The sequence below is a fragment of the Paraliomyxa miuraensis genome, from assembly GCF_026337845.1.
GTDB classification, from domain to species: domain Bacteria; phylum Myxococcota_A; class Polyangia; order Nannocystales; family Nannocystaceae; genus Paraliomyxa; species Paraliomyxa miuraensis.
Window position 1 is genome coordinate 350,230 of sequence record NZ_JAOVZF010000161.1, and the last position, 14,903, is coordinate 365,132.

Annotated in this window: 10 protein-coding genes; 3 read left to right on the top strand and 7 right to left on the bottom strand. The window is 68.2% G+C overall.

The features are described 5' to 3' along the window. The first annotated feature begins 17 nt into the window (after positions 1-17). Both OEB96_RS36915 and OEB96_RS36920 read left to right on the top strand, forming a co-directional pair. Positions 18-893, top strand: a complete 876-nt coding sequence (locus OEB96_RS36915; RefSeq protein ID WP_266221582.1) for a hypothetical protein — start codon at positions 18-20, stop codon at positions 891-893. A gap of 3 nt (positions 894-896) precedes the next feature. After that, a complete protein-coding gene (locus OEB96_RS36920; protein WP_266221583.1) occupies positions 897-2,315 on the top strand; it encodes an MFS transporter in 1,419 nt (472 codons plus the stop codon). Positions 2,316-2,599: 284 nt separating this feature from the next. Here OEB96_RS36920 and OEB96_RS36925 read toward each other — a convergent pair whose 3' ends face one another. The 6 genes from OEB96_RS36925 to OEB96_RS36950 form a co-directional block, all read right to left on the bottom strand. Continuing rightward, entirely contained in the window at positions 2,600-3,844 is a 1,245-nt protein-coding gene (locus tag OEB96_RS36925; RefSeq protein WP_266221584.1) for an AAA family ATPase, read from the bottom strand. 88 nt (positions 3,845-3,932) lie between these two features. Beyond that, positions 3,933-5,444, bottom strand: a complete 1,512-nt coding sequence (locus OEB96_RS36930; protein WP_266221585.1) for a thrombospondin type 3 repeat-containing protein — start codon at positions 5,442-5,444, stop codon at positions 3,933-3,935. 73 nt (positions 5,445-5,517) lie between these two features. After that, entirely contained in the window at positions 5,518-7,014 is a 1,497-nt protein-coding gene (locus tag OEB96_RS36935; protein WP_266221586.1) for a thrombospondin type 3 repeat-containing protein, read from the bottom strand. Between the two features lie 180 nt (positions 7,015-7,194). Beyond that, a complete protein-coding gene (locus OEB96_RS36940; protein WP_266221587.1) occupies positions 7,195-8,610 on the bottom strand; it encodes a c-type cytochrome domain-containing protein in 1,416 nt (471 codons plus the stop codon). Between the two features lie 20 nt (positions 8,611-8,630). Next, positions 8,631-10,016 (bottom strand): DUF1501 domain-containing protein, encoded by a 1,386-nt coding sequence (locus tag OEB96_RS36945; protein WP_266221588.1) that lies wholly within the window; start codon positions 10,014-10,016, stop codon positions 8,631-8,633. Positions 10,017-10,038: 22 nt separating this feature from the next. Next, a complete protein-coding gene (locus OEB96_RS36950) occupies positions 10,039-11,802 on the bottom strand; it encodes a hypothetical protein (RefSeq protein WP_266221589.1) in 1,764 nt (587 codons plus the stop codon). Between the two features lie 304 nt (positions 11,803-12,106). Between OEB96_RS36950 and OEB96_RS36955 the strand changes: the two genes are divergently transcribed. Continuing rightward, on the top strand, positions 12,107-12,991 hold the full coding sequence (locus OEB96_RS36955) for a hypothetical protein (RefSeq protein WP_266221590.1): 885 nt from the start codon (positions 12,107-12,109) through the stop codon (positions 12,989-12,991). Here the strand turns inward: OEB96_RS36955 and OEB96_RS36960 are convergent. Further along, entirely contained in the window at positions 12,988-14,721 is a 1,734-nt protein-coding gene (locus OEB96_RS36960; RefSeq protein WP_266221591.1) for a hypothetical protein, read from the bottom strand. The genes OEB96_RS36955 and OEB96_RS36960 overlap by 4 nt on opposite strands. Positions 14,722-14,903: the final 182 nt, after the last annotated feature.

A 14,903-nucleotide genomic window follows, 5' to 3' on the forward strand; every position in this document is an offset into this window, starting at 1 on the left:
GCGGCGCTCGCCCGCCCATGGTTCCTGCGTTCAAGATCCTCTCCGATTTCGACGGCGTGTGGACCGAGGCCGACCTCGAGGCCGTCGCCTTGCACCGCCAGCTGGTCGAGTCCTGCATCGAGCTGCTGGGCAGCGATGAGCCGACCGTCGAGGCCGACCTCGCCGCATTCCGCCGCGAGGTCCAGGACACGCCCCATGCCTTCGGGTGGGCCCCCGACGGGAGGATCTCCGCCTTCGCCGACGAAGACCCGCTGTGCGAGGTCGCGGGGCTGTGCTTGCTGGTCGCGGTGGCCGAGCGCGGACGAGCCCGTCGCTACCGCGAGGCGATCGAGGCTCGCTGGCCCACCGTGCAGGCGTTCGCCGAGCATGGCTTCGTGACGGCCATGGCTCGCTTCCGAGCGGAGCATCCACCCTCGATCGCGACCGATGCCCGCGAGCAGCTCCACGCGGTCACCGAAGCCGGCGCCGAGGTGGTGGTGGTCTCCAACTCCGAGCCCGGCAAGCTCCTCGCATGGTTCCGCGCCGCCGGCATCGACGCCGGCGAGGGCCCCGGGCACGAGCTGCGGATCCGCGGCTCGGCGGGCAAGCAGGTGCTGGGGGGAGATCTCACCATCGACATCCGCGGTCGGCGGGTGTACGTCGATCGCCCGCGCTACCGCGAGGCGATCGAGCAAGAGCGCCCCGATCTGGTCATCGGCGACATCTTCTCGCTCGATCTCGCGCTCCCTCACGTGATGCGCGACAATGGCCACCCTGCGGCACCTCGCACCCTGGCCTTGCGTCGTCACCGTCACACCCCGGCGTGGATCCTCGAAGACCGCGCGGCAGGAGCGATCGACCACGTGGTCGACCGCTTCGGGGACTTGGCCGAACTCGTCGAACCGGAGCGCTGACCCGTGCCGAAGTGGCTCGAAGAGCTGACCCCGATCCTCTTGTTGCTGGTGGTGATCGCGATCGTCATCGCTCGGCTGCCACGCATCGACCTGGGTCACAGCGATCGCTACCGCCACCGCCGCGTGCTCAACTGGCTGCCCGTGGGGCTCTTGTACTCGTTCCTCTACATGGGCCGGTACAACCTCACCGTGGCCAAGGGCGTGTTCGAGGACATGCTCGGCCCCTCGGGGGAGCCGCTGATGACCAACGCCGACTTCGGCACCATCTTCGGCATCGGCACCGCGGTCTACGGGTTCTCGTTCGTGGTCAACGGCCCGCTCACCGACCGCATCGGGGGCAAGAAGGCGCTGCTCATCGGAGGCTTCGGCGCGGCGCTGGCCAACCTCGCCATGGGCTGGGTCACCATGACCGGCCAGACCGCGAGCCTGAGCCTGATGTTCTCGGTCCTCTACGGCCTGAACATGTACTTCCAGAGCTTCGGGGCGGTCGCGATCGTCAAGATCAACGCTCCGTGGTTCCACGTGCGCGAGCGCGGGGTGTTCGGGGCGATCTTCGGGATCCTGATCTCGCTGGGGATCTACTTCGCCTTCGACATCGGCAAGCTCATCGTCGACCACATGGCACTCGAGTGGGTGTTCTACGTGCCGGCGATCGTGCTCGGCATCACCTGGTTGACGGTCCAGACCCTCGTCGCCGATCGCCCCGGCCAGGCGGGATTCGACGACTTCGACACCGGCGATGCCTCGTCGGGCGAGGAGCACCTGCCCCCCGATCCCGCGATGGTGGTGTTCCGTCGCATGTTCAGCAGCTCGATCGTCATGACCATCGCGGTGATCGAGTTCTGCAGCGGGTTCCTGCGGCAGGCCATCATGCAGTGGTACCGCACCTACGCCAAGGCGGTGGGCGAGACCGACGCATTCGTCTACGAGAACTGGGGCATGCTGCTGTGCTGCGCCGGCATCATGGGCGGCGTGCTCGCCGGGGTGATCTCCGATCGCGTGTTCCACTCGCGACGGGGCCCGGTCGCGGCCGTGCTCTACGCCGCGATGCTGGTGGGCGCGCTCGTGCTCGCCTTCTTGCTCGGCTCACCCCTGCTCGGCCCGCTCATCGTGTTCATGTCGATGTGCGTGATCGGGGTGCACGGCATGCTCTCGGGCACTGCGAGCATGGACTTCGGCGGTCGCCGCAACGCCGGGATCGCCGTGGGCATCATCGACGGGTTCGTCTACATGGGCACCGCCGTGATGGCCCTGACCTACGGGCAGCTCCTGCCCGATCCGGACGGGGGAACCAAGTCGAGCGTGGACGAGTGGCTGGCGTGGCCGGTGGCGATGATCCCGGTGGCGCTCGTCGGGTTCGTGCTCGCGCGACGGGTGTGGCACGCGACGCCGGAGAAGGACAAGGCGGCGCGGGGGCGGTGAGGATCTAGGGGTCGAGGGAGCGTAGGGCGACTCGGAGCATCAGGGAGAACGGGCGCTTGGGCAGGGCGAAGCTCATGAGGATCTCGCGCTCGTCTGCGGTGATCGGCCGGCCGCCTTGGGCGATGCGACGGTCCTTGATCTTGTCGACGACGCGGGTGAGCTCTCGAAGAGCGCGAAGTCCGGCCGCTCCTTCGGATCCTTGGCACGCTTGGCGAGGAATTTGGCGAGCCACTCGTCCTTCTTCTGCGCGAGGATCTCGGGCTCGGGCTCCCGCTCGATCGGGATCACCCACCGCCTCCGAGCGCGCGCAGCCGCTCTTCCACGTCGAGAAAGCCGAAGTACTGCGGATTGAGCCGCTGCAGCTCGCGCTCGATGTATCGACGAGTCTCGTCGTCGCCACTGCGAACCGCAGCAGCACGCCGCTCGAGCAGATCGCTGATCTCCGGCCCGAACGGCTGCGTGCCGTCGAAGGCCCCCGAGAGCACCACCTCGTCGATCGGCTTGTTGGCGAAGCTCTCGTGCTGCTGCTCGATCACGCACGCGCCTGCCTCGCGATCATAGCGGCACACGAACACGCGAGCACCCGGCGTGGACGCGAGGATGAACGGTGAGTGCGTGGTGGCGATGATCTGGAGGTTGGGGAACACGCCCAGCACGTCGCGAACGAAGCGCTTCTGCCAGCGCGGGTGCAGGTGACTCTCGGCCTCGTCGATGAGCAGCAGGCCCGGCGTGTTGCACAGCTCTTCGGGCGGAGTCTGTCGCAGCACGTGCACGGCGTACATCTTGCCGAGCAGGCCGATGAGGCGCTGGATGAGGTAGGCATTGCCCGCGCTGAGGTTGGAGATCGGGACGAGCTGTCCACTCTGCTTGATGATCGGGGTCAGGGTGGAGCGCTCGACGTGGTCGAGACCGCCGTCGAGGACGCTGGCGGCGATGATCTTCTCGATGGCCGCGTAGAGGAGATCACCCGCGCGGCGCTCTTCCGCTGAACGACTGTCGCGGAGATAGTCGAAGAAGCAGATGAGCTCGGTGACCTCGGCGTTGCGTAGCGTGCCCTGGAGGGAACCCTCGAGCAGCGCATGGAGATCCGGCTTGGTGAGGCTCTGAATGCCATGTGTTCCAGAGGGGATTCCAGGGCGCCAATAGTCCAACACCCAATCTGGACAGACGAACTTCCGCAAGAGGGAGAAACGGCTCTGAACTCGCTCGTGCGCTGATTGAGAATCCTCGGGCACGAATCCAGTCTGCGATTCCCCGAGTTGCCGACTCCCCATCTTGACCGGCTCGTCGTCGATGACCGCATGAGCACCGAGAACGAACGCACCCCCTTCACGGGTGATATTGCGTTCGAGCGCAAGCTCCGGGCCACCGAACAACCCCCGGATCGCATCGAGCACGATGCTCTTGCCGGTCCCGTTCTCCCCCGTGACGAAAGCCACCGGCACCTCGTCGTCCGCCTCGTCGAGAAAGCGCAGCTCGGCCCGATCGAAGGGTCCGATGTTCTCGAGCGCGAGGGAGAGCAAGCGCATCGCTCGGCGAGGATAGCCCAGCGCGTTGGCTGCGCAAAGGGCGTGCGCACCGGCGCACGCCCTTGCGACCACGTTCCCTCAGGCCCCTTCACGCCGCGCGACGGCGTCGCCGCAGCGCCGCGCCGGCCACCACCAACCACCACGCACCGCCGCTCCCACCATCGCTCCCGCTGCTGCACGCACAGCCGCTGGCTCCCCCGCCATCATCGGCCGCCGCGCTGGCGCCGGTGGTCGGGTCGATGACGCCACTCGTGCTGCCGCCGTCACCGTCGGTATCGGGATCGATCCCAGTGGTGGGATTCACCCCCGTCTCGCCCCCGCTGCTGTCGACCGAGCCGGTGTCCGGATCACCCGACGAGTCGCCGGTCATGTCATCACACGCGTCGCCGATCCCGTCCCCATCCCCGTCGGCCTGATCCTCGTTGCCCACGTCCGGACAATTGTCGTCCATCGCACACACCCCGTCCTCGTCGGGATCGTTGTCCGGATCGTCGGGGCACTCGTCGCACAGGTTGCCCACCCCATCCATGTCGTCGTCGGCCTGGTTGATGTTGACGACCTCGGGGCAGTTGTCCATGTCGCCGCAGATCGTGTCGTTGTCGAAATCGTCGTCGGGATCGCCGGGGCACTCGTCGCACGCGTTGCCCTGTCCGTCCATGTCGTCGTCGAGCTGGTCGGGGTTGGCGAGGCCCAGGCAGTTGTCCACGTCGTCGCACGTCATGTCGGCGTCGGCGTCGTTGATCATCGACATCGGGCAGGGATCGCAGGCATCACCCACCCCGTCCATGTCGCCGTCCTCCTGCATCGGGTTCATCACCATCGGGCAGTTGTCGCCCCCGTCGAGGATCCCATCCATGTCCGCATCCGTGGCCCCGCCGTTGGCCAGGTAGGCGATGATGTTGGCGCGAAGATTCAGCGACTCGGGCGCGGGATCCCAGAAGTTCGAGGTCGTCAGCCCACCGAACACGACCGAGCCCGTGCCCCAGATCTTCTCGGCGAGGTTGGGGTTGCCACCGTCCGAGTCGATGATGAGCCCGACGATCCCTCCACCGGAGACCGATGCATGGGCATAGGAGCCGCCGGTGAACATCGCCGGCGACGTCGGCAGGAACGGCCCCACCCAGATCGGATGCGAGGCGTTGACCGCCATGCCCGGATCGGCAGGGAAATCGCCGTAGTTGAGCGTGACCCCGCCAAAGCCCCAGTTCTGGTTGCCGCCCTCGTTGGGCGCCGCGTTGAGGAACAACCCACCACCACCGCTGACCCACGCCTCGATCGCAGCCTGGTTGGCCATCATGAACGCCTGCAGCTCCAGCGCGGTGCCATCGCTGCCCTCCATGTAGATGAAGGTATAGGTACCCGAGTACAGGACGGCCGGGTTGACCGTCTCGTAGCGCAGGTCGTCCCAGCCCCCCGCCCCGAACACCATGTCCATCGCCTGCTCGTTGGAGGTCGATCCCCACGGCGCACTCGTGTTCGAGCGGATGTAGGCCACCGCCGCCTCGGCCTCACCCTCGCTCGCCGCCAGCGAGCCCAGGCCCGCGAGCAGCGACAGTCCCAGCACGATGACACCCTTCGATTCCCCGCAAGCTCGGTTCATCGGCAGAGTATGCCGCGCCGTCAGGCGGCTCGATTCGAAAATCGCACTGGTGGGTCGTCGGACCGTGCCGCCCTCACCCCACGCGACGACGCCGGCGCAGGGCGAAGCCGCCCGCAAGCATCAGGCACCACGGGCCCCGTCGCTCATCGGCGCCGCTGGTGCAGCCACAACCGCTGGTGGTGGCACCATCGTCTCCAGCTCCGGTCAGTCCCCCGGTCGTGGGGTTGATCCCGCCGCTCGTCCCCCCGCCGGTGTCGGAATCGAGGCCGGTGTCGGGGTTCGAGCCGCCGCTGCCGTCGACCGAGCTCGTATCCGGCTCGCCCCCCGAGCTGTCGCCGCTCACGTCGTCACAGGCATCGCCGATCCCGTCCCCGTCCGCATCGGCCTGGTCATCGTTGGCCACGTCCGGGCAGTTGTCGTCGACCGCACACACCCCGTCCATGTCCGGGTCGTTCTCGGTGTCATCGGGGCAGTCGTCGCACAGGTTGCCCACCCCATCCATGTCGTCATCGGCCTGGTTGATGTTGACGACCGCGGGGCAGTTGTCCACGTCGGCGCACAGCGTGTCGTTGTCGAGGTCGTCGTCGGGATCGAGCGGACACTCGTCGCACGCGTTGCCGAGCCCGTCCATGTCGTCGTCGAGCTGATCGGGATTGGCGAGACCCAGGCAGTTGTCCACGTCGTCGCAGGCCATGTCGTCGTCGGCGTCGTTGACGAGCGACAGGGGGCACGGATCGCAGGCATCGCCCAGCCCATCCATGTCGCCGTCCTCCTGCATCGGATTCATGACCTCGGGACAGTTGTCGGCCCCGTCGATGATCCCGTCCATGTCGGTGTCGTCGCCCGCGAGGTAGGCGATGACGTTGGCCCGCAGGTTCAGCGCCTCGGGTGTGGGCGTCCAGAAGTTCGAGGTGGTCAGCCCCCCGAACATGATGCGCCCCGCCCCGAACGCGGGCAGCTCGGCCAGGTGCGGGTTGCCGCCGTTGGCGTCCTGGATGTGCCCGATGAGCCCGGGCCCCGAGACGGTCGCGTGGGCGAACGCGCCGCCCGTGAAGTTGCCGGGCGAGGTCGGCAGGAACGGTCCGTTCCAGATTTGGTGCGCAGGATTGATCGCCGAGCCCGGGTTCACCGACGAATCGTTGTAGTGCAGCGTGACTCCGCCAAAGCCCCAGTTCTGGTTGCCGCCCTCGTTGGGCGCCGCGTTCAAGAACAGGTCACCCCCTGCGCTGACCCATGCCTGGAGCGCAGCCTGGTTGGCCGTGAGGAACGCCTGCAGCTCCGAGGCATTGCTGTCGCTGCCCTCCATGTAGATGAACCCATAGGCGGGCGAGAACAGCGTGGCCGGATTGACCGTCTCGTAGCGCAGGTCGTCCCAGCCTCCGGCGCCGAACACCAGGTCCATGGCCTGCTCGTTGGTGGACTCGCCCCACGGCGCGCCCACGTTCGAGCGGATGTAGGCCACCGCGGCCTCGGCCTCTCCCTCGGTGGCCCCCAGCGTGATCGCAACGGTGACCACGCCCAGGGCCAGCATGGCGGCGGGTGTGTTCGACATCATGCAGAGTCTCTTCATCGCAGTTCCTCGATCCTCGGTAAGTCTGGGGACCTGCCCCGCCCCGGAGCGTACCCCTGTGCCCGGGCCGAAATCATCTCGTCCGCTGCGCTGCCACGAAAAGAAGGGCGATCCCGACGCTTGGTCGTTCTCGCCCTTTGGCCGCGACGACCCCCGCCGTCGCTCGCCGTCCCCCGGTGGTTACTCGTCCTCGACCGCGCCGTTGATGATCCAGGTCTCGATGTCCGACAGCTCGGCCTGCGACAGCGAGCCCTCGCCCGTGAGCGGGTTGTAGGGCATCTGCAGCCCCGTGATGCGGTCGTCACCGATGAGCTTGAGGTAGAGGTAGCTGTTGTCCGGATCGCCCGGCTCGATGAGCGCCATGTCCGAGAGCTGCCCCGACGACTGCAGCAGGCGCTCGTAGACCCCGTCGCCCAGCAGCGTGAGGTTGCCCTGCGGGCTGTCCTCGTTGTGGCAGCCGCCGCAATTGAACTCGAAGATCAGCTTGATGCGCGAGGCCCACGTCACCCCGTCGCCCAGCAGGTTCAGGTCGGCGGGATCCTCCGAGAAGCTGCAGCGGTTGTAGTCGATGGGCCCCGAGAGCATCGCGCTGTCACCGTCGGCCGGAAAGCCCTCCACCAGGCAGAACAGCGCCAGCATCTCGTCCACGGACAGCGGCGGGTTGGCCAGGGGCATGCGCGAGCCGGGCACCGGCTCGCCGTGCATCTCGCCTCGCATGCGACCGATGAGGTAGCTGCCCACCGGATCGCCTGGCTCGAGCATGCTGACCGGCGCCCCCTCGTGCGCACCGAACACGCCGTTGCGGTTGGCATCACCCATCACGATGCCGGTTGCGACGAGCTCCTGCACGTCCTCGACCTGGTACTCCCGCACGGTGCCCACGATGTGGGTGCGATCGCCGATCGGCCACCACGTGCTGTCGAAGCTGGCGTAGGCGCTCTCCTGCACCTCGCCCGCCGCGTTGACGAACGTGCGAACGAAGCCCACCGTGCCCCACGCGCGCGGGCTGCCGTCCTGCGCGGGAATCGGGGACGCGAGGTGGATGTGCAGCCCCGGGGCATCGACCGGGGGCTCCGAGTCACCGTAGTCCTCGGCTTCGCCCGGGATGAACTCCACCCAGCCGATCTCGATCTCGTCGGTTCCAAAGCCATAGCCCGAGAACCGAATGCGATCGCCCGACTGCTCGCAGCCATCGAACACCCCCTCGAACTCGCCCGCCTGCACGTTGCAGGGGGCCGAGAACGCGGACGCGAAGTTGGCCGGAGTGTGGAGGTCGGGATACTCCTTGGTGTTGTGGCACACCCCGCCGTTGGGGGTGCAGGTGCGCCAGATGACCTTCTTGTGCAGGTCGAGTCCGGTGGGAAAGCGCTGCTGGGCGAGCAGCACGATCTCGTCGTCGCCCGCATAGGGCTCGACCTCGGGAGCCTCGTCGATCTGCGGGCGCTCGGGGTCGAAGTCGAGGTTGCCGGAGTTGTAGTCGATGAACTCGCGGCAGCCGCTCGAGGCACCCAGCCCGATCAGGGCCGGGAGCACGATCCGCAGGGCGCGGCGGGGGCCACGGCGAGAGCCACGATGAGAGCCGGTTCGCTGATCCATGGCCAAGACCTCCACCGAGCTCACGAGAACAGCTCCTCGAACGGCTCGTCGGCAGGGAAGAACGCGTCGTGCTCGGCACCGAGCGCGTCGAGCATCGTCTTCCACATCGAGCGGTAGGAGAACACGGGGCCGTCGGGAGACAGATCGGCGGGGTTGGTGCGACCGATCATTCGTCCGCGCGCCACGATGGGTCCGCCCATGAACGGCATCGACATCCAGCGCGTGGCGTAGTCACCACCGTGATCGCTGCCGCGCGCCGAGTTGAACGGAGCCCCGCGCGTGGAGCGAGAGAACTCGCTGCCGACCGCGATGATGGTGTGATCCCAGTACGTGCCACCCGAGGGGTGCTCCATCCGCCGCAGCGCCCAGTCGAGCGCCGACAGCAGCTGGTTGAAGCCCTGGATCCGCATGGGCAGCTCGGTCTCCTCGTCGCTGTGGTAGTCGTAGCCGCCCTCGTCGATGTAGACCGCGGGGCAGCCGAAGTGGAACAGCCGCAGCGCGAGGTGGGCGTTGCGACCCGCTCCGCGCTCGCCGAACGCCTGGGCGAGCTCGCGGTTGGAGATCCCGTCGTAGGGCTCGTTGGACATGTCGCCGACCTTGAGCATGTCGCTGGCGAAGATCTCCGCGTAGGCCTTGGTGGCCTCGCGCGACTGCACGTAGGCATCGACGGTGCTGTAGTGCGACGGATTGACCGCGCCGCGATGGCGCACGTCGTAGCCGTCGGCGAGCTCCCGGGCCCACGGCGGCAGCTGGCTGCTGGCGTTGGAGTCGAACAGATCGAGATCGTCGCCGCGCAGCACCGGAGGCCGGTAGGCGCCGTAGATGCCCGCGCCGCGGCCCATACCCGACTCGCCCATGATCACCGCGGGCAGCAGGGTCTCGCCGTTCGCGGCCGCCTCGGTCACGCGATCGCGCAGGCCGTAGTTGATCATGGTGAACAGGCCCGTGTCCCCACCGACGTAGCCGGTGAGGAAGCGCTCCAGCCCGGTGTTGTGGTTGCCGTCGGCGCTGCCCGACAGCGGCTCGTGGTCCACGCAGGGGATCACGGCCATGTCGTTGGTGAAGCTGGTCACCGAACGCAGGCCGAGCATCGAGAGCTCCTCGGTGAGCCACTCGCTGGTCTCGCCCAGCATGCGGCCCACGCCCCACTCGGTACCGCTGGCCACGCCCGTGGCCAGGCCGAACGGGTTGAACTCGTTGGCCACGTCGCCGTTGAAGGCCGTGGGAAAGCGAAACCCACCGCTGAGGCGGATGTAGATCAGGTGCTTGGCCGTGTTGAAGCCGGCCGTGGCGTGCACCGGACGGGGCACCCACACGTACGGGAACGCGAGCGCAGTGGCAGCCACGCCCGCGCCCTTGAGCAGGCGTCGGCGGGAGAGCTTGGGGAGGCGGTCGTTGTTGGTCATGGCCGTTCGTCCTTCCCTATGGCTAGTAAAACAGCATCTCCGAGCTGGAGAGCAGGGCGAAGCATGCGGGTCGTGCAAAGGTCTGGGCGTCGCACGGGGCCGGCGTGCAGGTGTCGGCGGCGTTGGTGGCCAGCGCGCGCTCGTCTTCGTCGAGGCTGCGGCCGAGGAACAGGCGCTGCTGATGGGCGAGGATCGCCTCGGCCGTGGCGGCGTCGAGGGCCTGCCGCGGGGTGACGCCAGCGGGCAGCAGACGCTCGATGTCGATGCCACCGCCGTCGAGCCCGCAGACATCGGCCACGAACGCCTCTTGCACGGCCGTGTTGAGCACCGAGACCGTGGTGAAGCGCCCGCCCGCCTCGTTGGAGGGGCATCCGCCCAGGGTGCGCGCGAGGTTGCGGTAGTTGCCGATCACGTCGCGGGACTCCTCGTCGACGTCCCAGCGGCTGAGGTTGACCAGCGCGAACGCCCAGCCGCCGGCCTCCTCGAGCGCCTCCTCGCCCACGTAGTCCTCGGGGTGCGGCAGGCGATGGTCGCACTGCGAGAGCCCCGTACCGGTGGTGAGCTTGATGGTGTCGAGCCAGCCCTCGACCTGGATCTGCTTGAGCGGTCCGTAGGTCCAGCGCAGGTCGGTGGCCGAGGCGCCCTCGGACGACTGCAGGTAGGCGAACGAGGTACCGATGGCGTAGTGCAGCGCCCGGATGTCGCCGTTGTAGCGCAGCAGGTAGCGCACCAGCTCGTGGCGCACCTCGGGCACCGCGTTGCCCAGGGCGTAGCCGAAGTACTGCTCCATCGCACGATCGACGGTGGTCTCCCAGAACGCGGGCTGCTGGGCGATCACGCGACCGGGCAGCTGCAGCCTCTCCCACTCATTGGGCTTGATGTAGCCCGCCCACATCGTGCCCTCTTGCTCGCCCTCGTTCACCATGCGACCGGGGTCGGGCGCGAGGGTCAGCTCCTGGTATCCCCACTGGATGCTGGTGCACTCGCCGATCGTCTCGGGATCGGGCTGCCCATCGCCGTCGACGCAGTCGAAGCGCACGAACGCATCGGGCACCACGCCCACGTGCGGGTGCTCCCAGTAGCCGTTGGTCCACAGCTGATAGAGACGCCCCAGGTCGGCGCGCTCGGCCTCGTAGGGCGGGCGCCCCAGGAACAGCTTGAACACGAACTCGGCGCGATCGCCCGGGGTATCGTGGCGTCGCATCACCACCGGGTGGGCGGAGGTGACGGCCGCGAACTGATCCCACGCCACGCGACCGCGGTAGGTCTTGCCGACCAGCTCGTCCATGTCGAAGGCGCGCTCGAAGTTGACGGCGCGGTTGTTGTAGAGCAGGTCGTCGGCCCAGCGTCGCTGGTTGACCAGCACGAATTCGTCGGAGTCGATCACGGACTTCACCACGTCGCCCCAGGGCCGATCGGTGGCGCAGACCTCGGAGATCTCGGTGGGCGTGGGGAAGCGGCCGATGAAGTCGGCATGGATCCGTCGGCAGGCCTCCGCGCGATCGATCGGACGCAGGGCCAGGCCCACGCCCCACGACGAGCCGCACAGCCCCACGTTGACCGGGTTCTCGAGCCCGAGGCCATCGCAGTAGGCCCGGCAATCGGCGTCGCAGTCGAGCGCCGCTCCCAGTGCAGGAGGCATCACCTCGCGCGGGGCCGGCATCGCATCGCCGCCACCCGCGAAGTTGCCGTCGGAAACGGGATCGCCGTTGCCCACCAGCTGTCCTGGTCCACGCGCAGGATCACCGGGATCCATGCCCTCGATGTTGGGGTTGCACGCGGCCACGAGCCCCAAGCCGAGAACTGCGCCGGACCACGTCCGTCGTCGCCATGCTCTTCGCATCGATTCCACCCGAAGGTCGAGCGTAGCGCGATGTGGCGGTCGGAAGAAGGCTCCGCGGGACCCCATGGGCGGGGTCTGTCGGCCCCACACCAATTCCTTGCCGGATCGCGACCGCGCGGCCCCCCACGCGGGTTCATCCGTGCATGGTGCGACGCCTGCCCACATCCGAATCCGGTGCGTGTGCTCGGGATCGCGAGCGAGAACCTGCCGAGCGCCTACGATCGATGGATCGGTATACTCGGCGCCGATGCGCACTCGCACTCGCCCCGTGTCCTGGCTCGGACCCCTCTCTCATGGTTGGCCGTGCGTCACCGCGTTGGCGTGTGCGTTGGCGGTCCCCTCGCTCGCCGACGCCGCACCCAAGGGCAAGAAGGGCGCCGCCTCCAAGGACGACGCAGCCGAGCCCGCGGCCAAGGCCGACGACGAGGCCGACGCCGAGAGCGACGACGAGCAGAGCGGCACGGGTGGGGCCGAGGCCTCGGTCGGCACCAGCGGTGCGACGGCGAGCGCTGGTGCGGCAGGCAAGAAGGGTGCGCCCATGAAGGGGCGCTTCGGCTTCGGAGCCATGCGCACGGTCTCGGGGCTCAACGCGCTCTACGGTCGCTACTACCTCGGCAACCGCTTCACGCTGGGGCTGGGTGCGGGCGTGGCCACGTTCACCCACCGCGACACCGACGACAACGGCGAGTTCAGCCGCAAGCGCACGGTGGGCGCGTTCGCGGTGGGCCCCGAGGCGTTCTTCTGGCCGGTGCAGGGCAAGCGCGATCAGCAGGTGCACGCCGACTTCGGCATCGGCGTACGGGCCCTCACCTACGTGGGCTTCCTGGGGCTGACCGAGCAGGAGCGCAGCGAGACGCTCGACACCCCGGTGGAGATCGACGTGGAGATCCCCGCCAAGATCCTGCTGTTCATCGGCCCGCGCGTGTCGGTCAACCCCGAGTTCGGCTTCGTGGTGCGCATCATCCCCGGAAGCCGCGAGCCCGACGGCAACGGCGACTCGGATCAGAACCCCGGCACCGGCATCGGCAGCCGCCTCGGCACCAACGATGGTCCGGGCCTGGGCCTCGAGCTCGGCAACCACGCCGGCTTCTTCATGGGCATCGGCGTGGGGTACTGGTTCGGGAAGCTCTAGATCCCCTGATACGCCAGCGAGGTCTTCTCGGGCGGCGGCACCAGCCCGAACATCCCGGTCACCTGGCGGGCGTAGTTGTAGTAGGCCGAGTCCATCAGCACGCTGTACATGCCCCAGTCGGGGTCGCCGGGCTGGGTCGACACGTTGACGTTGCCGGCCGGCTCGCTGCGAACGGGCGGCTGGGCGTAGAGCTCCTTGCCGTCGCGACCGAAGACCTTGAGCTCCCAGTCGACGGCGATCCCGAACAGCAATCCCACCAGCTGCATGTCGGCCGGCCCGGCCCCGGGGCGCTGCTTCTCCCAGTAGAAGAACTTGGGCAGCCGCACGATGTGCGAGCGCACCTCGATCACGATCTTGCCCTCGCGGCTCTGCCCCTCCTCGAGCGGCACCAGGCTCAGCAGGTTCGCGTCGAACACCTGCCCGAACGACTCGGACATCGCGGCCATGAAGGTGCGGCGGCGGCGAGTGTCGTAGGCGGGCGAGAACGACTGCTGCGGCTCGATCACCGGGGCCCCCTCCGGGAACTGGGCCTTGGCCTGCGGATCGGACTGGTACAGCACCAGCAGCTCGTCGGTCCCCTCGGGCGGAGTGAGCTCGACGCTGTTGTCGAAGGCCACGTGGATCTCGGCGTTGGGCGAGTGGGTCAGCTCCTCGAGCACCGCACCAAAGGCCGCGCGCAGCTTCTCGTCCACTTCGAACTCGCGCGCATCCCCGGCCTGAGCCGGCGCATAGAGCTTGGCCTTGGCGGCCTCGTAGTACGAGGTGAACGCCTTGGACGCCTCCTGCTCGGCATCGGCGTAGAGCGCCACGTCACCCGAGTCGGCGATCTCCTGCAGGATCTGGCGCAGTGCCGACGCGTTCTTGCGGTCGATCTCCTCCTTGGCCCGCGCCAGCATCCAGCGACCCTTCCACTCCTTGCGCTGGAACTTGGCGTCGACCTTCCCCTCGTACTCGATCGTCCAGCGGCCCGAGAAGAACAGCGGATCGCTGCGCATCGCGTCGTCGAGCTCCGCCCAGCGCCGCTGCTCGTCGAATTCACAGTAGGCGGTGCTGGCGAACGGCCCCACGCCCAGGCTCAGCAAGGCCACGGCGAGGGGAACCGCGAGCTTGACCGCCTTGGGAGTGGCTCGCTTGGCCGCGCCATAGATGCCCGAGAGCAGCAGCAGCACCGATGCCCCCAAGAACACGCTCCACACCACGGTTGCCCCGAAGTCCCCGCCGGAGTCGAAGCCCTTGTGGGCGTTGCGCAGCACCGTCATGCCCATCACGAGCACCAAGCCGATGCCGCCGATGATCTTGAGGTGGCTATTGGTGCTCTTGGGCTTGGGCGGGGCGTAGCGAGGAACCTGAGCCCAGGGGTCGTGCGGCTGTCCGTACTGCGGCGGCTGCCCGTACTGCGGCGGTGGCTGTCCGTGCGGACCCGCTTGCTGTCCGTACGGACCCGCTTGCTGTCCGTACGGACCCGCTTGCGGCTGTCCGTACTGCGGCGGCGGCTGCCCGTACGGACCCGCTTGCGGCTGTCCGTACTGCGGCGGCTGCCCGTACGGACCCGCTTGCGGTTGTCCGTACTGCGGCGGCTGCCCATACGGACCCGCTTGCGGCTGTCCGTACTGCGGCGGCTGTCCGTACGGACCCGCCTGCGGCTGTCCGTACTGCGGCGGCTGCCCTTGCTGCGGCCATCCAGGATGGGGAGCTTGACCCTGCGGCCACGGCGGAGGAGCGTCGTTCATCTGAACCTACCCGGTGAGGATCGCCCACCGCTCCGCCACGACGACGATCGCAGCGAGCGATGGTTGCATCATCACCCGATCTCGGCTGCGGAGTCACCGCGCCTCGCGGCTGGGCGCTCCAACCCCCCAAGACACGGGCGGGGCTCCCACCTCGGGAGCCCCGCGGGTCGTCTCGGGTCGAT

Bases quoted from the DNA above. Each gene is read 5' to 3' on its own strand.
- OEB96_RS36960 (WP_266221591.1), bottom strand. From the start codon at position 14,721: ATGAACGACGCTCCTCCGCCGTGGCCGCAGGGTCAAGCTCCCCATCCT.
- OEB96_RS36940 (WP_266221587.1), bottom strand. From the start codon at position 8,610: ATGGATCAGCGAACCGGCTCTCATCGTGGCTCTCGCCGTGGCCCCCGC.
- OEB96_RS36955 (WP_266221590.1), top strand. From the start codon at position 12,107: ATGCGCACTCGCACTCGCCCCGTGTCCTGGCTCGGACCCCTCTCTCAT.
- OEB96_RS36930 (WP_266221585.1), bottom strand. From the start codon at position 5,444: ATGAACCGAGCTTGCGGGGAATCGAAGGGTGTCATCGTGCTGGGACTG.
- OEB96_RS36925 (WP_266221584.1), bottom strand. From the start codon at position 3,844: ATGCGCTTGCTCTCCCTCGCGCTCGAGAACATCGGACCCTTCGATCGG.
- OEB96_RS36915 (WP_266221582.1), top strand. From the start codon at position 18: ATGGTTCCTGCGTTCAAGATCCTCTCCGATTTCGACGGCGTGTGGACC.
- OEB96_RS36945 (WP_266221588.1), bottom strand. From the start codon at position 10,016: ATGACCAACAACGACCGCCTCCCCAAGCTCTCCCGCCGACGCCTGCTC.
- OEB96_RS36935 (WP_266221586.1), bottom strand. From the start codon at position 7,014: ATGAAGAGACTCTGCATGATGTCGAACACACCCGCCGCCATGCTGGCC.